The 23,338-nt window shown below is 34.0% G+C and carries 16 protein-coding genes; 9 read left to right on the top strand and 7 right to left on the bottom strand.

Going from position 1 to position 23,338, the window contains the following annotated elements; all coding sequences use genetic code 11:
* Positions 1 to 468 precede the first annotated feature (468 nt).
* Together BUB82_RS07135 and BUB82_RS07130 are read right to left on the bottom strand one after the other, a co-directional pair.
* Positions 469 to 1,392: a GYDIA family GHMP kinase gene (locus BUB82_RS07135; RefSeq protein WP_073192919.1), complete on the bottom strand. Its 924-nt coding sequence runs from the start codon at positions 1,390 to 1,392 to the stop codon at positions 469 to 471.
* Positions 1,392 to 2,699 carry a hydroxymethylglutaryl-CoA reductase, degradative gene (locus BUB82_RS07130; RefSeq protein ID WP_073192918.1) on the bottom strand — a complete coding sequence of 436 codons (1,308 nt, stop codon included), beginning with the start codon at positions 2,697 to 2,699 and terminating at the stop codon, positions 1,392 to 1,394. Before BUB82_RS07130 ends, BUB82_RS07135 begins: the two co-directional genes overlap by 1 nt.
* A gap of 208 nt (positions 2,700 to 2,907) precedes the next feature.
* On the opposite strand from BUB82_RS07130, the gene BUB82_RS07125 reads away from it, so the two are divergent.
* From BUB82_RS07125 to BUB82_RS07110, 4 genes are read left to right on the top strand one after another with little or no spacing between them, the layout of a single operon-like run.
* On the top strand, positions 2,908 to 5,082 hold the full coding sequence (locus BUB82_RS07125; RefSeq protein ID WP_073192917.1) for a S9 family peptidase: 2,175 nt from the start codon (positions 2,908 to 2,910) through the stop codon (positions 5,080 to 5,082).
* 3 nt (positions 5,083 to 5,085) lie between these two features.
* Entirely contained in the window at positions 5,086 to 6,978 is a 1,893-nt protein-coding gene (locus BUB82_RS07120; RefSeq protein WP_073192916.1) for a peptide MFS transporter, read from the top strand.
* Positions 6,979 to 6,984: 6 nt separating this feature from the next.
* The gene (locus tag BUB82_RS07115; RefSeq protein ID WP_073192915.1) at positions 6,985 to 9,087 is read left to right on the top strand and encodes a peptide MFS transporter; all 2,103 of its coding nucleotides are present in this window, start codon (positions 6,985 to 6,987) and stop codon (positions 9,085 to 9,087) included.
* 37 nt (positions 9,088 to 9,124) lie between these two features.
* Positions 9,125 to 9,667: a thioredoxin family protein gene (locus BUB82_RS07110; protein WP_073192914.1), complete on the top strand. Its 543-nt coding sequence runs from the start codon at positions 9,125 to 9,127 to the stop codon at positions 9,665 to 9,667.
* On the opposite strand, the gene BUB82_RS07105 is transcribed toward BUB82_RS07110, so the two are convergent.
* From BUB82_RS07105 to BUB82_RS07090, 4 genes are read right to left on the bottom strand one after another with little or no spacing between them, the layout of a single operon-like run.
* Entirely contained in the window at positions 9,651 to 11,714 is a 2,064-nt protein-coding gene (locus tag BUB82_RS07105; protein ID WP_073192913.1) for a ComEC/Rec2 family competence protein, read from the bottom strand. The two genes, BUB82_RS07110 and BUB82_RS07105, sit on opposite strands and share 17 nt — an antisense overlap.
* A 21-nt stretch (positions 11,715 to 11,735) precedes the next feature.
* On the bottom strand, positions 11,736 to 12,221 hold the full coding sequence (locus tag BUB82_RS07100) for a C40 family peptidase (protein ID WP_073192912.1): 486 nt from the start codon (positions 12,219 to 12,221) through the stop codon (positions 11,736 to 11,738).
* Positions 12,200 to 14,593 (bottom strand): GumC family protein, encoded by a 2,394-nt coding sequence (locus tag BUB82_RS07095; protein ID WP_073192911.1) that lies wholly within the window; start codon positions 14,591 to 14,593, stop codon positions 12,200 to 12,202. Before BUB82_RS07095 ends, BUB82_RS07100 begins: the two co-directional genes overlap by 22 nt.
* Before the next feature lie 9 nt (positions 14,594 to 14,602).
* Positions 14,603 to 15,367, bottom strand: coding sequence for a polysaccharide biosynthesis/export family protein (locus BUB82_RS07090; RefSeq protein WP_073192910.1), 765 nt, complete (start codon positions 15,365 to 15,367; stop codon positions 14,603 to 14,605).
* A 120-nt stretch (positions 15,368 to 15,487) separates the two neighbouring features.
* Between BUB82_RS07090 and BUB82_RS07085 the strand changes: the two genes are divergently transcribed.
* Complete coding sequence (locus tag BUB82_RS07085) at positions 15,488 to 17,386, top strand: polysaccharide biosynthesis protein (protein ID WP_234949767.1); 1,899 nt, start codon at positions 15,488 to 15,490, stop codon at positions 17,384 to 17,386.
* On the opposite strand, the gene BUB82_RS07080 is transcribed toward BUB82_RS07085, so the two are convergent.
* On the bottom strand, positions 17,383 to 17,835 hold the full coding sequence (locus tag BUB82_RS07080; protein ID WP_073192908.1) for a GAF domain-containing protein: 453 nt from the start codon (positions 17,833 to 17,835) through the stop codon (positions 17,383 to 17,385). The genes BUB82_RS07085 and BUB82_RS07080 overlap by 4 nt on opposite strands.
* Positions 17,836 to 17,919: 84 nt before the next feature.
* Between BUB82_RS07080 and xrtF the strand changes: the two genes are divergently transcribed.
* From xrtF to BUB82_RS07060, 4 genes are all read left to right on the top strand, one after another.
* Entirely contained in the window at positions 17,920 to 18,456 is a 537-nt protein-coding gene (xrtF, locus tag BUB82_RS07075) for an exosortase family protein XrtF (protein WP_073192907.1), read from the top strand.
* Complete coding sequence (locus BUB82_RS07070) at positions 18,456 to 18,899, top strand: exosortase F system-associated membrane protein (protein WP_159432028.1); 444 nt, start codon at positions 18,456 to 18,458, stop codon at positions 18,897 to 18,899. Before xrtF ends, BUB82_RS07070 begins: the two co-directional genes overlap by 1 nt.
* Positions 18,900 to 18,922: 23 nt before the next feature.
* The gene (locus BUB82_RS07065; protein ID WP_073192906.1) at positions 18,923 to 19,333 is read left to right on the top strand and encodes an HYC_CC_PP family protein; all 411 of its coding nucleotides are present in this window, start codon (positions 18,923 to 18,925) and stop codon (positions 19,331 to 19,333) included.
* A gap of 84 nt (positions 19,334 to 19,417) precedes the next feature.
* A complete protein-coding gene (locus BUB82_RS07060; protein ID WP_073192905.1) occupies positions 19,418 to 23,332 on the top strand; it encodes an efflux RND transporter permease subunit in 3,915 nt (1,304 codons plus the stop codon).
* The last annotated feature ends 6 nt before the right edge of the window (positions 23,333 to 23,338 follow it).

Below are 23,338 nucleotides of genomic sequence, written 5' to 3'. Positions count from 1 at the left end.
TAATACAACTGCACATGAGTGAACTAAAAAATGAAAGGACATTCATAAAACCATAAAAAACTATTGAGCTAAAAAATATATTTCGATTTCACTCAATGCTAAACATAAATTTACATTTTGTTTCCAGTGGTTAGTGTAATAGAATATTAGTATAATAGTAGATGTCGGTTGGCGGTTATTAGTTTTACTGTGATTCGCTTACATTTTTTTGTTTGAATAGGCAATGCTTAAAGCATACGGCATACAGCGTATAGCAGTTTTTTGGTTAGCAGTTATCAGTAACTCGCACGTCTACGTATTTGATTATTCGTTCAATTGAGCTTTAAATGACCGATTAAAAAATCAGTGTTTAACTATAACGGGTTGGAGGTTGAAGCTGTAATACCAAATATTCTATAAGATGAGACAAAAAGAAATTAGAAACTATTTATTTATCTTATTTTATGGGATATTTGGGATAAGTTAAATTTACAAAATAAAGCTAGAATAGGCTTTGATAATAGGGTGGCCTTTATCTCTAAAATAATCTAAATCCTGAGGTTGCTTTGCTGTTACTAACATAAAATCGCCACCCCAAGCACCTAAGCTTTTTACTATTCCAGTGCTGTAATCTGAAAATAATTTTTGCTGAATCGGAGTTTGATTAATCAGCTTGCCTATGATGGCTTCATGCTTTAATAACAAATCTTCAGCTTGATGTAGGCTATCGGTTGAAGTTAAGGCTTTAGTAATCGCATCCAGTTGGTTAATGGCGTTTTGGAGGTCTTGTTTTGGCGTCTCGTGATACTGTTGTATTGCTTCTCGGCTGTTTTGTTTTTGATTACGATAGACAAAATAAAAATGCGATGTTAACTTTTGGCTTAATGCTGTGTAGCTAATTTTTGGCATAAAGCCTTGACGTTGATAAATAAGAGCTTGCTTAGCATTTGCGCAAGCCAAATCATAACCACTGCCACCAAAGCTAAGCTGCAACAATTTGTAAGCATTGACCTGAAAGCACTCGGCTAAATTAGCAACTAAAGTAGAAGATGAGCCTAATCCCCAATCTTTAGGAAACTCAAGTTGGGTCTTGACCTGAAAGGCTTGACTTGTATTTAATAGTGGCGATTTCAACTGGTAAATGGCATGTAATAGTTGTAAAATTCTGCCTTTAAAATCTAGTTCATTTAAGCTTTGGTCAAATTCTAAAATGGCTTTGGTGTCAAATTCAATTTGTTGCCATAGTTGCTTGTTGTGTAAATAACTTTTCCATTGCCAAGTCTTACCTTCAATAGGTTGAAGGCTTAATGATTGCCCAAGTTTTGTAGGTAGAGCAAGACCCAATGCACCGTCTAAAATGGCATACTCACCAGTAATGAGCAATTTTCCGTGACTGTAGGCTTTTTGATGCATTAAGCTCTAAGTTGTGTAATAAATTTAACAACTTCGCTGTGTGTTGCGGTGTGCGTTTTAAAATATTCAACCGCTTTTTGGCGCTCAGCTTCTGTGGCTTCAAACTGGTTAAGGATATTCATTAAATGCATTTTCATATGACCTTTTTGAATGCCTGTTGTTACTAATGAATTAACAGCAGCGAAGTTTTGTGCTAATCCAGCAACAGCTATAATTTGCATTAATTCTTCAGCTGAAGGTTCACCTAGCATTGCCAGTGCAACCTTAACCAACGGATGTAAACTAGTTAAACCGCCTATGGTGCCAATAGCTAAAGGAATTTCAATTGAAAATGTAAATTGAGTATCTGTGAGTTCAACTTGGGTTAAGCTGCGGTACTGACCGTCTTTTGCAGCATACGCATGAATACCAGCTTCAACGGCTCTAAAGTCGTTTCCAGTCGCCAGGACTACAGCATCAATACCATTCATGATGCCTTTATTGTGGGTTACCGCACGATACGGCTCAATTGTTGCTATGTCAATGGCTTGTTTAAAGCGTTTAGCAAAGTTTTGGGCTTCTGCTTCAGTTGAACCGAGTTGTTGTATAGGGCAAGAAACTTCAGCTTTAACGAGGCATTCAGGAACGTAATTTGATAAAATGCACATCACAACTTCAGGTCGGTTTTCTGAAGTAAAGTCTTCATATTTTACTGCTTGTGCTTCTAAGGTTTTACCAAATTGCTCTAAGCATGAGTTAATAAAGTTGGCGCCCATGGCATCTTTGGTTTCAAAATGGCAATGTAGTTGGTAGTAATTGTCAAGTTGGTTGGTTTTATTAATCAATGTAATGCCAGTGATGCCGCCACCGCGTTTTTCCATATTTTTAGTCAAAGGCTTAGCATCGGCATAGAGTTGGGTCTCGATTTGTTTAAAAAAATCTTCGACTTGTTGTGGCTTAGCTTTACACATAAAGTGTACATGCCCAACTTTAGTTGTACCAAGCACTTTTGTCTTAAAACCACCTTTATCATCCCAAAATTTTGCGGCTTTGCTTGCCGCTGCCACAACAGAGCTTTCTTCAATAGCCATGGGAATCGCGTAAGTTTGTTGATTAATCTTAAAATTAGGTGCGACTCCAAAAGGTAAATAATAATTTGAGATGGTATTTTCGGCAAACTCATCATGCAACTTTTGAAGTTTAGCGTCACTGTTCCAGTATTGTGTGATTTTATGTTTTGCCTCTTGGTGATTATCGAGATAATGCTTACAAATCCAGTCGACTTTTTCTTGTTTAGAAAGCTTTGAAAATCCGCTTATGTTTGCCATTTGAAGTTGCTTAATATGAAATGGTAAAGATACAATTAGATCATAAAAATTGAGAGGTCAGCTAAGAGAAATTATAAGACTTCAACCCAAGGAAATAATTTTAGTCTTAGATATTTTTAAACTGCAGCCTAAAACAGCTTTTTTATATGAAAACTTAACCGAAAATTAATGTTTTTTTAGTAAAATTGAAGACTCAAAATTAATTTACATGAAAAGAAGTCTGTTTAGTTTCATTTGTTTCGTTTTAATAAGTTCATTTACACAAGCTCAAACTAAAGAAATTACCCTTGAAAAAATTTGGGGTGGCGAATTTAGACAAGATTACCTAGAGTCTTTACAATCGCTGAATGACGGCCAATCTTATATCGTTCAAAACTTTGACCGGGAAAAACGCGAAATGACGGTCGATATTTATAGTTACAAAACTGGAAAACAAACAGGAACGTTGATTAACAGCGCTGATATGGCTTTGCCGTATTTTGAAACTTTTCAACTTTCGGCTGATGAGAAAAAAGCCATTTTAGGGGTTGGTGTAGAATCAATTTTTAGACGCTCTAAAAAAGCGGTTTACTATGTGTATGATTTATCAACAAAAAAATTGATGCAAATTGATGAAGCTAAAATTCAGCAGCCAAGTTTTTCGCCAGATAACACTAAAGTAGCTTTTGTAAAGCGAAATAATATTTTTGTAAAAGACTTAAACACTAATGAAGTGATTCAAGTCACTATAGATGGCGAGAAGAATAGCGTGATAAATGGCTTAACCGATTGGGTTTACGAAGAAGAATTTGCATTCGTGAAAGCCTACCAATGGAGTAAAAATGGTGAGCAGATTGCTTTTTTACGTTTTGATGAATCTGATGTGCCTGAATTTTCAATGGATAGGTATGGTCGTTATGGCCAAGATTTGTACCCATCACAAGAGGTTTTTAAATACCCAAAAGCTGGTGAAGATAATGCTAAAGTCAGCTTGCATATTTATGATTTGAATCAAAAGTCTAATTTAGATGTTAAGCTAGGGAATTACGAATATATTCCTCGTTTAGGAACAACTCAAAATGAAAACACCTTTAGCGTTCAAACCACGAATAGGCATCAAAATGAACTTAAACTATACCATGTAAATGGCAAAACTGCTCAAGCAAATTTAATTTTAACTGAAACAGATCCTGCTTATGTAGATGTTACTGATAACTTGACTTACCTAGAAGATAATAGCTTTATTTGGACGAGTGAAAAAGACGGTTGGCGACATATTTACCATTATTCAGCTGATGGCACACTCTTAAATCAAGTCACTGATGGTAATTGGGAAGTGACTAATTATTATGGTTATGACGCAAATTCCAAACGTATTTTTTACCAAAGTACAGAAACTGGTAGTGTAAATCGAGCGGTTTATTCAATTAAAATTAATGGACGTTCAAAACGAGATTTAAGCATAAAAACAGGTACCAATTCAGCTTCATTTAGTGCTGATTATACCTATTACATCAATACCTTCAACTCGGTAAAAACACCTAATGTGTACACTTTGCATTTAGCTAAAAATGGAAAATTAGTGCGCGAGATTAAAAACAACTCAGATTTAATTCAAACTTTAGAAGCTTACGAATTATCTGATAAAGAGCTTTCAACAATTGAAGTTAAGGGTAATAAACTTAACATGTGGATGATAAAACCAAAAGATTTCGATCCGAATAAAACTTACCCTTTATTGATGTATCAATATTCAGGTCCAGGCTCACAATCAGTCTCTAATAGCTTTTTTGGCACAAATGATTACTGGTATCAAATGCTGGCCAATCAAGGTTACATTATTGCATGTGTAGATGGTAGAGGAACAGGCTTTAAAGGTCGAGACTTTAAAAAAGTGACGCAAAAGCAGCTAGGAAAATACGAATTAGAAGATCAAATTGAAGCGGCAAAATTACTAGGATCACGATCTTATATTAACAAAGACCGTATAGGAATTTGGGGCTGGAGTTTTGGAGGCTATATGTCTTCTAATGCTATTTTTAGAGCTAACGATGTGTTTAAAGCTGCTATTGCTGTTGCACCAGTAACCAGCTGGCGTTTTTATGATACGATTTATACCGAGCGTTACATGACAACACCGCAAGAAAACGCCTCAGGCTACGATGAAAATTCACCTATTACGCATGTTGATGAATTTACAAAAGGGAATTATTTATTGATTCATGGTAGTGCTGATGATAATGTTCACGTGCAAAATACCATGCAACTTATTGAAGCCTTAGTGCAGGCGAATAAACAATTCGACTGGCGGATTTATCCCGATAAAAATCATGGTATTTACGGCGGTAACACGCGCTTACACTTATATACTTTAATGACGAATTTTATTAATAATAAATTATAACAAATGTCTGAAACGATTAAAAACGTAAACGAAAAAGAGTTATTTGGCCACCCAACAGGACTTTATATTTTATTCTTTACTGAACTTTGGGAGCGCTTTTCGTATTATGGAATGCGAGCTATTTTGACTCTATATATGTTAGCAAAAGTAAGTTCAGATAATCCTGGATTAGGTTGGGAAGAGGGTAAAGCATTAGCCATATATGGCTGGTACACCATGTTAGTTTATGTCGTTTCTATTCCAGGCGGTATTATTGCTGATAAAATCTTAGGACAGAAAAAGTCAGTCATGATTGGAGGCTGGCTACTTGTTGCTGGTCATGGTGTTTTGTCAATTGAACAAGACTGGGCATTTTTTACAGGACTTGGACTAATTGTTTTAGGTGTTGGTATGTTAAAGCCAAATATTTCAACTATGGTTGGTGGTCTTTACAAAGAAGGTGATCCTAGAAGAGATAAAGGTTTTTCTATATTTTATATTGGTATCAATGTAGGTGCTGCTGTGGCAGCCATATTAGTAGGTGTAATCGCTAAAGAATACGGCTGGCACTATGGTTTTGGTTTAGCAGCCATTGGTATGGTTATTGGCCAACTTGTATACGTTTTTGGTCAAAAATATCTATCTCATGTAGGTAATGCACCTGATAAAAGTAGTAATAATGAATATTCAGTTTCAATAGCTGAAATATTTAAACAAATGCTAACCACTACTAAAATATTGATAGTTTTATTATTGTTAATAGCAATCTCTGTTGCTATACCTCTTCAACTAATGGAGACTGAAATTATAGCTTATATGGTTTTCTTTATTTTCTTATCTATAGTTGTAGGTTTTATGATGACTGTTTATCAAGATTTAACTGGCAAAGTAGAAAAAGACCGTTTTATAGTTTTACTTCTTTCGTTTTTAATAGTTATTGTTTTCTGGGGAGCTTTTGAACAAGCTGGTGGTTTATTAAATATTTATGCTGAACAAAAGACAAACCGCTTTTTACCTGCATTTGATTACACAGTACCAGCTGCATTTTTCCAGTCCTTAAATCCATCTTACATTATTATTTTTGGTATTCCAGTAGCCTTGTTTTGGTCATGGATGAAAAATAAAGGTAAAGAGGCATCTTCTATTTTTAAAATGGCCATAGGTGTTATAATCATGGGCCTTGGTTTTGTTTTTATGGTGTTTGCTACAATTGAATACGAAAATAATGGTGAAGCTGCGTTATACTGGTTAGTTTTTGCCTATTTATTACACACCATCGGAGAGCTTTCTGCATCACCTGTTGCTTTATCTTTTATTACTAAACTTGCACCACTTAGATATGGCGCTTTAATGATGGGGCTTTATTTTGCAGCTACAGGTTTAGGAAATAAAGTGGCTGGTGTTATTGGAGAATCATCACAAGCAGAACCTATAAAAATTGAATTGACGGCTAACGAATCACAAATAAAGCCATTCGTTAAGAATGCAGAAAAGGATAGTATTTTTATTCAGAATAAAGGATTTCGTATTGAGAGTGATGCTTACTTAAATCAAAACGAAGTTATTTTAAAAAAATCAGAAATTTTAAGTCTCTTTAAGTTTCAGTCTGACGATTATGAAAATGAACTCAAATCTAGGTTGTCTGAATATAACGCTACCATCAACGAGCCATTGAAAGTATTTCTTAGTTTTGATTACAAAGAAGGAAAATATATTGGACAAATAATTGTAGATCAGTTTCAAACTGATTTAGAATTTAAAACTTTTGCTGGAATTGTAATTTTTACAGTAGCTTTTGGAATTCTTGTTATTTTATTATTAAAACCACTCAAGCGCTTAACTCATGGAGCTGAAGAGAAAGAAGTTGAAGGTTTAGAACAAGAAGGATTTGAATTAGCTGATGATGAGGTTAAATAATTAAAGATGACGGTAGGAACTCAAAAAAATCCTGACTTCTTTGATACAAAAGTGTTAGGTCACCCTGCAGGGTTATTTGTTTTGTTCTTTACTGAGATGTGGGAAAGATTTTCATTTTATGGAATGAGAGTCTTATTGGTAAACTTCTTAACAATGGCTATAATTAGCTATAACCCAGGTTGGGAATGGGTCCCAGAAAATGCAACATCATTGTTTGGAACTTATGCAATGCTTCTGTATATAACACCAATTTTAGGTGGAATTATAGCTGATAAATTTACAGGTTATAATTGGGCTGTTGTAATTGGTTCTATAATAATGACTCTAGGCCACGCAAGTATGTCTCTAGAAACAGAAGCTTCCTTGTTTGTTGGATTAGGTTTACTTATTGTAGGTACAGGCTTCTTTAAGCCAAATATCACTTCTATTATTTCTGAAATGTATAAATATCTACCTAACAAAAAGGATGGCGCGTTTACGATTTTTTATATGGGAGTAAATGCCGGAGCTTTCTTTGGAATGCTCTTGTGTGGATATTTAGCTGAAAAGTTAGGTTGGGCATATGGTTTTGGACTAGCAGGCGTTTTTATGCTTCTAGGAACTATTCAGTTTTGGCTAGCCAAACCACTTTTTGGATCTATCGGTGAAGTACCTAAAATTACACTAAAGGAAGTTGAACAACCGCAAGAAGATATTAAAAAGACTAACGATAAGCCCAATCCCTTTACGACATTAGATAAGATACTTATTGCGATAGCTTCTTTTATTGGATTAGGCTATGCTATAAACGATCCAATGTCAAAGATTGCAAATATCGATATGTTCGCTTGGGCACAGTTGCCTTCAGTATCGGGACAATATGTTGTAGTTTTATTTGGGTTATTGGTATTTTTATTTCTTGTGATTAGTCGTATATTGAGATATGAAGGTGTTTTACGTGATCGTATGTTTGCGTTTATCATTTTTGCCTTTTTTACAGTACTATTCTGGATGTCATTTGAACAAGGTGCCTCTTCATTAATTATATTTGCTAGAGACTATGTAGACAGATCATTAAGTGGTTCTGCAGCAATTGCTTTTAATGTGATTAATACTGCTTTAACAGTTATCCCTTTATTAATTATAACTTATGTATTGTTTTTATTAGGAAAACGTACGTTTAATAAAATACCAGGTTCTAATATTACACTAGCAATAACTTTTATAGGTGTTTGGATACTTACAGTTTGGATGTTGAATCGTGACTGGAATACAAATTCTTATGAAGTCAGTTACAAGTCTATTAAAACTAAAGTTGTTGAAAATGGAAAGCCTAAACTGACAGAAAATGGTAAGCAGATTTACAGTTATACGCCAATTTATGAAGATTACAAAGTAAAACCGAGTGATCTTGTTGTAGAACGTAAAGTCAACATTGCTGAAACATTTAATTTTAGGTTAGGCGAAATCATACCAATCATTACAAAAGATAATGTTAACTCAACATTTGGTTATTTGACACCAGCTAAATTAAAAGATACACGCCTTAAAGCTGAACAGTTAGACAAAAAAACTTCAAAAGTTGTGATGGCTGAGATAAGTGATATTAAGGATAAGGAGGTTGAAATAACAGTTTCTTGGTTTAGTATCTTAAATTCATTTTTTATTATAGCATTTGCATCTTTTTTTTCTAAATGGTTTGATAGTAAATATAATCCTTCAGCTACTGTGAAATATGGACTAGGCCTGATCGTAATGGGGGTAGGGTTTGGGCTTTTAGCTTGGGGCTCAAGTGGTATTCAGGATGGTGTAAAAGTAAGTATGGTTTGGCTAATTTTCGCTTATCTTTTTCATACTTTGGGCGAGTTATGTTCTTCCCCTATAGGCTTGTCATATGTCAGCAAACTTGTGCCAGCAAGAATGATTGCACTAATGTTTGGTATGTGGTACTTGGCCATTGCTATTGGTAACAAACTTGCAGCTGTTTTAGGTGGTGAAATTGAAAATATTACTCAAGAATATTCATTATCAACTTTCTTTTTAATCTTTACAGTTGTTCCGACCGTATTTGGCTTGATAATTATATCATTAGGAAAATTAGTAAATAAGTTAATGCATGGAGTCAAGTAAGATTTTATTACAAAAAAATAATATTAAATAAAGCTTTATGAAACTTTTTATAAATTCAATTATATTTTTAGTCAGCATTTTATCACTTCACGCCCAATCTATCAATTGGATGAGCATGAATGAAGCGCTTGAAGCCCAAAAAGATGAGCCTAAAAAAATTATTGTAGATGTTTATACCAATTGGTGTGGACCTTGTAAGTTGATGGATAAACGTACTTTTTCTCATCCAGAAGTCGCCAAATACATCAATAAGCATTTTTATGCGGTAAAATTTAATGCAGAAGGAACAGAAGAAATCACCTATAAAGATTATACCTATAAAAATATTCATTTTGATGAGTCGCGCTCTCCAAAACAGCGCAACGGTCAACACCTATTTGCAAATGCGTTAAAAGTATCGGCTTATCCTACTGTGGTCTTTTTTGATGAAAACTCTGATGTAATTTCACCTGTGGTTGGTTACAAAACACCACAACAACTTGAGCTCTATTTAAAAATGATTGCAACCGATAAGTACGCCGAAATTACAACTCAAGAAGCTTGGAAGGTCTACCAAGAAAACTTTACTTCAACCTTTTAATTTCTGAAAACTCAAACGCGCCATCTTCGTAAATAGAGTGAAAACTAACTTCATTAGCTTTGCAGGTTTCACGCCAACGGTCAACGTAAGATTTGTAATTAGTGGTATTAGCAATCAGCAGTTTTGGCTGAATATTTTTAATTAAACGTTCTAAGTTGAGTTTTGGCGATTCGCTTAAAAATACTATCGTTGGTAATTCATCTTTAGACTTTACATAAACACCTGACGAATCGATATATTGAATTTTAAACTTGTCTTTGTACTTATATTGATAGGCTAAAGGTTTAACTTCTATCGACTGTAAGCCATATACATTAGCTAGAGATTGAATCCGATAGCTTTGTTTTAGTTCTGTTGAATCGTGTAACCGATTAGTATATAAATTGAGTTGAGCGCCTTTAACATGAGCAATTTCAGATGAATTATAGGCTTTAAGTATAATTAATTCGTTTTGTGACTGATGGTCACGATAGGTGAAAAATATTAGCAAACAGAGTACTCCAACTGAAATGTTTAGGGCTATATAAGATTTTACTTTAGCATATCTCGACCATAAACAAGCACTTAAAACAACAATTAAACTTGACCATAACAAGGGTTTAGTAAACAAGATATGCTCAAATTGAAATTGTTCAAAACTTCCTAACCAATGAATGAGTAAGCGTAAATTTGTTAAAATAAAATCATAAACTTCAACCAGAATAGATGGTAACCAACCTATTTTCGCTAACGAAAGCACTAAAATTCCAATGCCCAAAATCAAACTTAATGTTGGTAAAATAAGAATATTGGCTATTAAAAATACACCAGAAAACTGATTAAAATAATATAAACTTAGCGGCATTATACTCAACTGAGCAGCAAGTGTAACCGTAATAATTCCCCAAAATAACCGATCGACATAATATCTAGGCTTGTATAATTTATACAATCGGGGCTGAAGTGTCACTATACCAAATACAGCTAGATAACTTAGTTGAAAGCCTACTTGATATATAATAAATGGATTGACTAGCACTAACACCAAACCCGACATGAATAAAGTGTTAAGCGAATTGGTGCGTTTTTGCAGTAACATGCCAATACTCAAAAAACTAAACATTACGGTAGCGCGAAAAACGGAAGGTGATAATCCTGCTAAGAATGCGAATCCCCATAAACCAATGAGTACTAAAAAAGGGCGCAATCTTCTACCTGATTTTGTATAGATACAAAAATGCGTTAAGGCGTTTAAAATGAGCAAAATAATACCAACATGAAGACCAGAAACTGCTAAAATATGAATCACGCCGGCATTTTTAAAGTCTTCATAAGTTTCATCTGAAATGCGCTGGCGCTGACCTAATAAAAAGGCTTCAATTAAGCTAATATTTTCTTGCTGAAAGTTATAGTGTTTTAATTGATTCCTCAAATTAGTTCGAATTTCATCCAGTGAATTAAATAAATTAAACTCTTGATTTTTACGGATGCTAAGGTGAGACTGCTCTGCTGAAATGGCCATGTACACATTTTGATGAGCCATGTAAGTTGAATAGTTGAAGTTTTGTGGGTTTTCTGGTGCATGAAATTTTTGTAATTCTCCAGCACCGTGAACAAAATCACCAATATTAAGTTGAAATTTGTTAATAGAGTCTCTATTAATTTTCAATAAAATTTTGCCTTTAAGTTTTTTATTGTTGACTTCAAAAAGCTGCGCATAATACTTATAATTAAAAGCATTAGGTTTAAGTTTTTCGGTAATTTTTAACTTAAAAGAGCTTGGTGTATCATAAGTTAATTCTGAATTGTTGTAATGCTGCTCTTGGTGTTTTGGTAAGTGAACTTGTGTATTTAAATAGCCTAGAAGTAGGATGCTAAAATTTAGAAATAAGTAATTTAACCCAAGTAATAGCTGATGTTTTTTGACTATAAAATGAGTGATGATACTAATTAAAAGACTTAGAATAAGACATATAAATACATAAGGAATCAAGATATGAAACCCTAAAATAATGCCAACACCAAAAACGATGGTGAAGCCTATAAATTTATAATTTAAAAACCTCAATTTGGTTTTACGATTGGTTACTTATTTGATGTAACGCCTTATTTCAGCAAAGTTTTTACGCCAATAAGGATTACTGAGGCTTGAAATAATGACACCTCTTGATGAGCTTGAATGTATAAACTCAATCTCATCACCTTCAACTAATGTTATTAAGCCCACATGACTTTTTTTGCGCGAACGCTTTAAGGTTCTAAAGAAAATTAAATCACCAACTTTAGCTTTGCGTTGTTTTGTTTTTTTACCAACCTTAGAGAGTTGCTTTGTTGTTCTAGGCATGTTGTAGCCAAATTGTGAATAACTCAGTTGTATTAAACCGGAGCAATCTAAACCGTTTCTTGATGTACCACCGTATTGATAAGGTGTTCCTAAATAACGCTTGGCATAATTAGCAATTTTATAATTATCTGCTTGCTTGTTTAGTGCTGACTTCTTTGTGCCACAACTCACAAAAAGCAGGCTTAAAGCTATGCTTAAAAAGATGTATTTTATTTTTGCCAGAATTTCCATTTAGGTGAACTTTTTTCAGCTTGTTCGTTATAGCCATAGCCATAGCCATAATTGTAGGTATAGGCACCTTTTTCAACAAGACCATTCATAACAATACCTATATTTTTGAGTTTATGGTGCTTATTAAGATCCTTAATATGTTCTATTAATCTGATGTCTGTATAACCTGCACGAGTCAAGTATAAAGTTACATCGGCGTATTGAGAAATCATGATGGTATCTGTTACTAAGACCGTTGGTGCGGTGTCAATAATTACATAATCGTATTTTGACCTGGCTTCTTCTATGAAAGTTTCGAAGCGATTACTTGTTAGGATTTCAGAAGGATTTGGAGGAATATCTCCTGATAAAATAATATCTAAATGTGAACCGTTAATATTTGAAATTCTAATATCTTCAAAGTTGATATTTGGGTTGTATAAATAGTTACTTAAACCTTTTGTGTTTTTATTTAAGTCAATATAACTATGAATTTGAGGGTTTCTTAAATCACAACCGACGAGTAATACTTTTTTAGATTTTGAAGACATCACTGTTGCAAGGTTCAAGGCAACAAAAGTTTTTCCTTCACCTTTAGTTGAAGATGTTACGTAAATGACTTGTTGCTTCTTTTCTTGAGTTTGGTCTGATACTTTAATAAAATTAATATTTGTTCTTAAAATTCTAAAAGATTCTGCCAAAGCACTTCTATCGTTTGGTGTTATAAGTTTAAATTCTTTTGCTTCATTTTCAGGGATTTCACCTAATACAGGAATATCTTTTAAATTAGATTTTAATACATCTATTGAATTGAGTTTTGTATTAAATAAAAATTTTAAATAAAGTACGCCAAAAGGTATTATTAACCCAATAATTAATCCGCCTAAAAAAATAATTTTACGTTTTGGACTAACAGGCATCGGGTTTGTGTAAGCATAGTCCACCACTTTAATTACAGGTGCTGTAATGGCGTAAGTTAAGGCGGCTTCTTCACGTTTTTGAAGTAAAAATAAAAATAGCTTTTCTTTAATTAAACGCTCACGTTCTATACTTCTAATCTCTTTGCTCTGTCCAGGTAATTTTTCTAACCTTGAATTAAAGCTTGATTCTCGTCTTGCGGTGTTTTGTAAACTGGTTTCTAAGTTATTAATGTAGTTGTCAACTGAATTTATAATATTACGTTTGATAGCTTCTAAACGGTCATTAATGGCAATAATAGTTGGGTTTTGAGGTGTTGCCGATACTAATATATTATTACGCTCGTTAACAAGTTGATTGTAGGCACCAGTGAGCGCATTTACATTAGCATTTTCAATACCTAAATTTGCAGGGAGTAAGTCAATTTCAGTGTTTTTTACAAGAATGTTTCTAAAGTTTTTAGTGATTTCTAATTGAGTTTCAACTTCAAAAACACGCATTTCAGTTTCACTATACTTACCAAATAAAGCTTCAGTACTGGCTTCAATATCAACTAATTCGTTATTCGATTTAAAGTCGACAATAGCGGTTTCTACAGTGTCTAATTCTTCGACTAAATATTTCAGTCGTTCCTTGATAAATTCACCTGTTCTTTTAGCAACCACGCGGTTATCATCAATACCATCTTGATTAAATTGTCGCATCAATTCATCTAGAATGGCTTCATTTTTTGTTTGGTTCTCACCGTTTAATGAGATATTAATAATATCAGCTCTTGCTTCAACTGCTTCAGCCTTAATCTTATTAGATAATGAAGTGGTAAGGCTTTCTAAGTTGTATTTTTTAAAGCTAAAAGTTGCACCTGTTAGTTCTGTATAAATTCCTTTATAGTAAGGATTAATATCAATAATAGCTTTAGTATTTTCAAATTGAAGTGTGTCTCCAGCATTGAGCTTTGCTGAAAAGCCAGATTCTTCTTCAGTAATTTTAAAGCTGTTTTGCGAACTGAATTTTAAATTTAAAAGTGGTGTTGACCTGTATTGAGCACTATCATCTATATTCCAATTCACTGTAAATGGAATTTGGTTTCCCCAAATTTCTGAAGCTTTTAATGTGCCTAATTTATAGTATTGAGTTTCTAAGTTTAATGTTTGAATAATTTTTTTAGAAAGTCGTCTTGATTTTAAAATTTGAATTTCATTTTCAAGGTTAACTTTACTCATATCAATTAAAGGAGAACTACCTTGTAAGCCTGACAAATCTAAACCTTCTTGCTCTTTTAAAACTTTAATTTTAGAGCTTGTTGTGTAAATGTTGGTCGCATATTTTAAAAAAATAAAAGAAACGCCTAAACTTATAATAACGCAAATCACAAACCATGGCCAGTAGCGAAGATATTGAAGGATAACAGCTTTGATATCCTCTTCTCTTTCTGGCTCGTTTTGATGGTATTGCGTAGACGGATTGTTGTTCATAAAATCGATTTATCTTAATAAAAGTACAGCTGTCGAGAGTAAAATTGAAAATACTGAAAGTAAAGTGCCAACATTTGTTATGAAGCCAGCTGATTTTATTTGAGGGTCGTTAGGTTCTATATAAATAATGTCGTTAGGATTAACGTAATAATAATCGGTATTCATCCAATCTACTGAAGTTAAATCAATGGTTTTTACCACACGTTTATCTTCAAGTTGTCTAAATATTTTTATGTTTTCACGTTGTCCTCGAATAGTTAAACCGCCTGCTAAACCAAGTGCTTGTGGTAGGGTAACGCGTTCATCAATAATTTCATAGGTGCCAGGTCGGCTAACTTCGCCTTGAACGGTAAATGAGTTGTTGATAATCCTAATATTCACAGTGGCATCTTTGACATACGTTTTTAATTGCGACTCTATTAAGTTTTGTGCCTTTTGGGTTGTGAGTCCTCTTACTTTTATTTTGCCTAATTCAGGGAAATTAATTTCACCGTTTTCATTAACGAGATAACCTTCAACTTTAAGCATTTGAACTTGTCTTGCTTGCATTTGTTGGGTGCCAGCATCTTTAGAGAACGCAGCGATACTTTCGGGATTAGCAGATGAAATACTGATGTGCAAAATATGATTGGTCTGTATGACAGGATGTGTGTAAACTTTTTCAATTGCCGATAAACTAATATCGTCGCTATTTTGGTAATAAACAACGTCTTTACGGGTGGCACATGAAGTAATAATTATTACTATTAAAAGTAGGAATCCAAATTTTTTCATGCTACAAATATAAATTAAATATTGATTTTATAACCTTTACACTAAATAGGTTTGAAGTAATGAAGTTGAATTATTTAGAATATTTTTATAAATTTGTATTCCTAACCAATTTGCGTAAACGTGCTGAAATTAAAGCTATTAACAATAGAGCTTCTTAAAAGGCTTTCTAGAAATTACGTTCCTCGTTATCTTATTTTTGCAATTGATTTTCTGATTGCTTTTGTCTCGGCTCAAGCCACATTTTTTTTAATATCCTCAATTCAGTCGCCTCAACTGATTTATTTTGAGTTTTCATGGAAACTTTTAACCATTCTATCAATTCAAATTATTGCTTTCTTAACCTTTAAAAGTTATTCAGGTATTGTTAGATATACGGGTTTTAGAGATGCCATTAAGCTCATACAAACCACTATTTTTTCAGTAGCTGTCTTGTTGATTATCAACAATATTTATTACATGGCTTATGAAATTAAAATAATTGTTGATGCCGGTTTAATTATGTATGGCTTTATATTATTTTCAATATTATTTTTATTCAGAATTGTAGTTAAAAGAGCTTATCAATTAATTCATGCCAATCAAACCACGACCAATGCCTATATTTTAGGAACAGGTCTTGCTGATGTTGCTATTGCAGAAGGAATTATCTCTGATACCCAAACACAATTTAAACTATCGGGTTTTGTAAACGTTAACTCAAAAATAAAACGCAACCGAATTTTTAACCTCCCAATTGTTCTTGTAGATGACTTGTTAGAAAGCCAAAACGAACAATGTGTTATCATTAATAGCAGTAAGTTAGACCAGCTAGACCAATCACTTCAACAAAAAATAGATATACTTCTTGAAAATAATATTAAAGTCTATAAACTTCCTGAAATTCAAGACTGGAATGATACAGCCAATGTCCTGTCTCAAATTAAAGAGATTAATTTAGAAGATTTACTTCAGCGGAACCCAATAAAACTGAATAAAGAAAAGTTGAAGTCGATTTATCAAGGAAAGACTATTTTAGTAACAGGTGCAGCTGGCTCAATAGGAAGTGATATTGTACGGCAGTTAATTCCGTTTGACCCTCAAGAAATTTTACTTTTAGATCAAGCCGAAACGCCATTACACGACATGTGTATTTATATTCGGAAAGAACATCCAGAGACCGAGTTTAAATCTATTATTGCTGATGTTCGAAATTATGAGCGCTTAGCTGAAATTTTTGAAGAATATAGTCCTGAAGTCGTATTTCATGGTGCAGCCTATAAACATGTTCCTATGATGGAAGACAATCCTATTGAAGCGATGCATGTGAATTATTTAGGGACTCAAAACTTAGTTAACTTGGCGTCTAAACATCAAGTTAATAGGTTTGTGTTTGTTTCTACCGACAAGGCTGTTAACCCAACAAATATTATGGGTGCTACCAAACGAAGTGCCGAAATTTTTGTACAGTTTGTCTCACGCCAAAAAAATAATAAAACCTTATTTATAACTACCCGTTTTGGTAATGTTTTAGGGTCTAATGGTTCTGTGATTCCGCATTTTAAAAAGCAAATTTTGCAAAACGGACCTGTGACGGTAACTCATCCTGAGATTACTCGGTATTTTATGACAATCGATGAAGCTTGCCAATTAGTTCTTGAGGCTGGTGCATTAGGTAAAGGTGGCGAGATCTTTGTATTTGATATGGGCAATCCAGTTAAAATAGTAGATTTAGCGAAACAAATGATTCGCTTATCTGGTTTTACGCCTAATGTAGACATTAATATTACCTACACTGGCTTACGTCCTGGCGAAAAGCTTTATGAGGAATTACTCGCTGATAAAGAAAATACGTTGCCAACACATCACCAAAAAATATTAATAGCAAAGTCATCTTTTGAGTTTGATAAAGAGAATACAATTTTGTTAGAGAATTTATCTAATCAAATTATGCAAAATCAAACTTTAGCTGCGCTAAAAATATTATATCAACTTGTTCCAGAATTTAACCATAATAAGCTTGAAAACAGAAAAATCGGTTAATATAGTTGGGCAACTTCTGCGTTAAGCCAAACTAGAAAGCTTTCATCTTCTTGAGAGAAAGCATTAGCAGTATTTGAATCAATATCTATTTGACCAATGTTTTCGTCATTTACAAATAAAGGAATTACAATTTCAGATTTTACATCTATACTACAGGCAATATAATTGTCTTGAGCACTAACATCTTCAACTAAAAAATTTTCATTACTTACGGCAACTTGACCACATATGCCTTTTCCAAAAGGGATAATAGTATGGTCTGTAGGTTTTCCAGCGTATGCTTTAAGCTTAAGTTCAGGCTTGTCTCCGTTTTTAAAGTAAAAGCCAACCCAATCGTAATGCTTTACGTTTTCTTGTAAGAATTCACAAATCTTGCTAAGTTTTGAGTCTACTGTTTTGCTTGTGCGTATAATTTTTGTGATTTCAGGCTTTAAAAGGCTTAAACTCATAATCTTTAATTTTGTGCAAAAGTATTTAGAAATCTTAATTAATTAGCTCATCTAAAAACTATAAATTTGTTAAATATATAAGTGATGGAATTAATTAAGAAAAATAAAGCGGTATTAAAATTCTTAGGAATTTTTTTTGGAAGTTATCTTATCTTCACGATAGCCTATAATTACTATTTGACTAACTTCTCATCACAAACCTATTACCCAGAAATTATTACTCATGTTGTAACACTCCAAAGCCAAGAATTAATTGAAGCTTTTGGCTATACAACAAAAAGTATTAAGAGTCTTAATGACCCGTCGATGCGGCTTGGAGTTAATGGCCAATATTTGGTTCGTATTGTAGAAGGTTGTAATGCCATAAGTGTTATGATTTTATTTATGGCGTTTATTCTGGCATTTAAAACCACTTGGAAAAAAACTTTGCTCTATATTTTGGCTGGATTGGCCATCATTTATGCACTAAACATCGTTCGTATTGCATTGTTAACAATTGCCTTATACGAATATCCTCAATATGAACACTTCTTGCATGGCACCGTTTTTCCTGCTATAATTTACGGTGTTGTCTTTTTACTTTGGTTTATTTGGATCAAGAATTTCAAGCCCAAGAAATAGTGAAATTAATACCGACAAGCTTCAAAGTAATTTCTATAATTTTTTTAATCTTCTCGTTAATTGCGATTAGATTTTTTGAACGCTCCTTGTTTCCTGAGGCTTTACTTGACTTTTATGCAACAACTTACAGTTTTAGTGAGCCACCAAACTTCAACTGGTTTAACTTAATTTCTACAACTATACTCAGGTATTTGGTTAATTCTATCTTATCGATTTTAATTATTTACATATTATTTCCTTCAACTAAAACATTAAAATTTGTAGTTTGGTTTTACAGTGTAGCCTTTGTTGTTTTAATTTCCGCGTTTTCAATTTTGTTATCTCAACTTACGCCTGAGTATTATATGACATTATTTTATATACGCCGATTTTTAATTCAACCTTTATTTTTAATTCTTTTAGTACCAGCTTTATATTATCAAAAAAAAGTAGCACAAAAATAATTTTGTGTAAATTTGCTTTAGATATGAAAAAAGGCTTATCACAAATATTAAGTGTTTTAATGGCTATTGTAGTCTTAGTTTCTACAATGTCAATGACAGTTAGCACCCACTACTGCGGTAATATTTTGGTTGATAAAACGATTATGAAACCCGCTCAAAAATGTGCGATGCACGACGCAACTTCGCAACACGAGAATGAAGATAAACACAACAGTTGCTGTGATGATGAAGTCAAAATCATTAAAGGTCAAGACCAATTAAAACTTCAATCTACTGATTTTGAATTGCCGCAGCCCATTTTTGTTCAAGCCCTAGTCTATACTTTTTTTGTAAAACCAGTTCTTCAAACTGATACAAATCCTAATTCCTACGAATATCCACCACCTTTATATCAAGGTGATTTTCAAGCTTTATACCAGGTTTACTTAATTTGATTTTAAAACATCACTCTTTTAGCTCTTTTTGATTTTCATCAAACTGAGCCGAGCTATAGTATTTATGTTTTAATCTCAAATTTTATGTTGAATAAAATCATTCAATTTTTTCTGAATCAACGATTGGTGTCGTTCATTCTATTGTCAGCCATAATTATAAGTGGTTTAATCGTTTCGCCTTTTCAATGGGCAGATTCGTTTTTGCCCAAAAACCCTATTCCAGTAGATGCCATTCCCAATACGGGTGCCAATCAACAAATTGTATTTACCGAATGGCCAGGGCGTTCGCCACAGGATATAGACGACCAAATTACTTATCCGTTAACTACCTATTTGCTCGGATTACCTGGCGTAGAATCGGTGCGTAGTAATTCTATGTTTGGATTTTCTAGCATTTACATCATTTTTGATGATGATGTAGCGTTTTATTGGTCGCGTTCACGAATTTTGGAGAAGCTGAGTTCCATTCCGCAAGGACTTCTTCCGGCAGAAGCTAAACCCACGCTGGGTCCAGATGCCACAGCACTTGGTCAGGTGTTTTGGTATACCCTAGAACCCCGAGATAAAAACAACAACCCAACGGGCGGCTGGAATTTAGATGAAATTAGAAGTGTCCAAGACTTTTATGTGAAATACGGTTTGAGTAGTGCGAAAGGCATTTCAGAAGTAGCTTCTATTGGTGGTTTTGTAAAGGAATATCAAATTGATGTCAATCCAGATGCGCTAAAGTCTTACGGAATTTCCTTAATGCAAGTAGCCAAGGCGGTAAAAGAAAGCAATCGCGATGTGGGCGCAAAAACTTTAGAAATAAATCAAGTAGAATACATTGTTCGCGGTTTAGGCTACATAAACAATCTTCAAGATTTTGAATCCATAGTGGTTGATGAAAATCAAAATGTGCCAATTTACCTAAAAGACGTGGCGCAGATCAAAACAGGTCCGGCTCAACGTCGTGGTGTTCTCGATAAAGCAGGAGCTGAAGTGGTTGGTGGTGTGGTTATAGCTCGAGACGGTTTTAATCCTATGGAAGCCATTAATCACGTCAAGGATAAAATCAAGGAAATTTCACCAGGTCTTCCAAGCAAAACTTTAGCTGATGGCACTAAAAGTCAATTGAAAATTATCTCGTTTTATGACCGTTCTGAGTTGATAAATGAAACCATTAACACACTTGAAGATGCCATAAGTCTTCAATTGATCATCGCGTTGCTGGTTGTCATAATTATTGTTTTCAATTTAAGGGCGTCTTTGGTCATTTCAGCAGTATTGCCCATTTCAGTGTTATTGGTGTTTATCGCCATGAAATGGTTTAATGTGCAAGCCAATATTGTAGCTTTATCAGGTATTGCTATCGCTATTGGAACGATGATAGATTTGGCGATTATCCTTTCTGAAAATGTATTGAAGAAACTTGAAGAATCCCCAAAAAACTCCTTAGTTAATAATATTTATAAAGGTTCTGCTGAAGTCAGTTCAGCCATTTTGACTGCAGTTTTAACCACCGTAGTCAGTTTTATTCCTGTTTTTGCATTAGAAGCTGCTGAAGGCAAGCTTTTTATGCCGTTGGCTTATACCAAAACTTTTGCACTGATTGCCGCATTTTTAGTCACAGTTTTGATTTTACCAAGCTTGATGCATATTGTGTTTAAAATTAAAATTAATAAAACCAAAATTTCATACGTCTTGAATGCTTTGCTTTTTGTCATAGGTGTTTGGACTATTTTTAATGCATTTTGGCTTGGCTTATTTGTATTGCTTTATGCTGTCAGTTATGGGTTGTCGCATCAATATTTTAATAAAAGATTTCGCATAAAAAATCTCCATTTTTATGCTTTAATCGCTGGAGTTTTAGTCTTATTATCAAAGCTTTGGTTGCCACTTGGCGCTCAGCAATCTATGGGTTCTAATATTATTTTTGTTGGACTTTTAGTAGGTGTGTTGTTAGCATTTTACCTGATTCTTCAAAAGTATTATGCTCAACTATTGACTTTCTTTTTAAAACACATCAAAGGGTTTTTACTCTTGCCTTTATTGTCAATTTTGATAGGAATTATGATTTGGCTTGGGTTTTCTAAGGTTTTTTATTATCCAAAACAAGCGTCAAATGCATTAGGATTTTCTATTGAAAATACCCGATTTTGGAATACTATGAATGATCTTTTTCCTGGAATAGGCAAAGAGTTCATGCCTAGTTTAAATGAAGGCAGTTTTATCTTGATGCCAACCAGCATGACGCATTCAGGGATCGAGTTTAACAAAGATAAGCTTCAACAGATGGATGTTTTAGTGAGCCAAATTCCTGAAATTAAAACTGTAGTCGGGAAGTTAGGCCGGGTAGAGTCTGCCATCGATCCCGCGCCGATTTCGATGTTTGAAAATTTAATCACTTATAAATCAGAATTTATTTTAAATGAAGATAACAGTTTACAAGCTTTTGAAGTCAACGCCAAGGGATGGTTTAAAATTCAGGGATTAAAAATTGAAGAGCATCAAGTTTATCTCACTAAACAATCAAATGATGTGCTTTGGTTTGATAACCAAAACTATGTGTTTGCTAATAAAAATGGAATGGTGTTTTCTGACGATATTCAATCTGAAATATTTTATGAAATTGAAAATGATTTCGCGCCCTATTTAATTGAAGACTCTAATGGAAATTACTTTAGAAATTGGCGTCAGCATATACAATCAACAGATGATATTTGGAATGAAATTGTCAAGGTGACTAAAATTCCTGGTTTGACTTCTGCACCAAAATTGCAACCAATTGAAACTCGTCAAGTCATGTTGCAAACGGGAATGCGTGCGCCAATGGGTATAAAAGTTTCAGGCCCTGATTTAAAAACAATAGAAGATTTTGGACAGCAATTAGAACCTATTTTAAAACAAGTTGATGCAATTAAGTCCCAAGCCGTATTTGCCGATAGAGTAGTGGCTAAACCGTATTTACACATCAATCTCAACAGGGAAAAATTAGCACGATACGGATTGAGCATCAATGATGTCCAAAACTATATTGCTGTGGCTATTGGTGGAGAAGTGTTGACGCAAACTGTTGAAGGTCGCGAGCGCTACGATGTGCGAGTTCGTTATCCTCGTGAGTTGAGAAACACACCCCAAGCGATTCAAAATATGTTGATTTCAACGTCATCTAATACGCAAATTCCTCTAGGAGAACTTGTGGATATTGAATATGAGCCGGGTCCGCAAATGATCAAAAGAGAAGAAACCTTTCTTAATTCTTATGTCTTGTTTGATCGAGCTGATGGCGTTGCTGAAGTCACTGCGGTAGAAGCCGCCAGAGATGCAATTGCTAGTGAAATCAAAAGTGGCAACCTGAAAGTGCCCAGTGGTGTAAGCTATCGATTTGCAGGTAATTTTGAAAATCAAGTGCGATCAGAAAAGCGCCTATCTATCATAATTCCTGTGGTTTTCGTGATTATCTTCTTGGTTTTGTATTTCCAATTCAAATCAGTACGCATCAGCTTGATGGTATTTTCATCAGTTGCTTTAGCCTTTAGCGGTGGATTCATCATGATTTGGTTTTACGGTCAGGATTGGTTTCTGAATTTTAGTTGGTTTGGAGAAAATCTTCGCGATATTTTTCAGCTAAAAACCATCAACTTGAGTGTCGCGGTTTGGGTGGGATTTATTGCTTTGTTCGGTATTGCTACTGATGATGCGGTGTTGATGGCAACCTATTTAAGGCAATCCTTCAAAGCGAATCCTACCAAAACCAAAAAAGAACTGCGTGAAGCGGTGATGGAAGGTGGATTGAAACGAATTCGTCCAGCGGTGATGACTTCCGTAACTACGGTTATTGCGCTTTTACCAGTGTTGTCTTCTACAGGAAAAGGCTCAAACATTATGGTGCCGATGGCTATTCCAGCTTTTGGTGGGATGCTGATGGCAAGTTTAACCTACTTTTTACTGCCTATTTTATTTTACGTCATTTACAGCAGACAATTAAATCAATCATCTGATATGAAATTCAAATGATTATAA

This window comes from Psychroflexus salarius, assembly GCF_900129035.1.
Lineage (GTDB): Bacteria > Bacteroidota > Bacteroidia > Flavobacteriales > Flavobacteriaceae > Psychroflexus > Psychroflexus salarius.
Note: the sequence above shows the minus strand (reverse complement) of the source record. Positions and strands in the feature narration are given on the sequence as shown.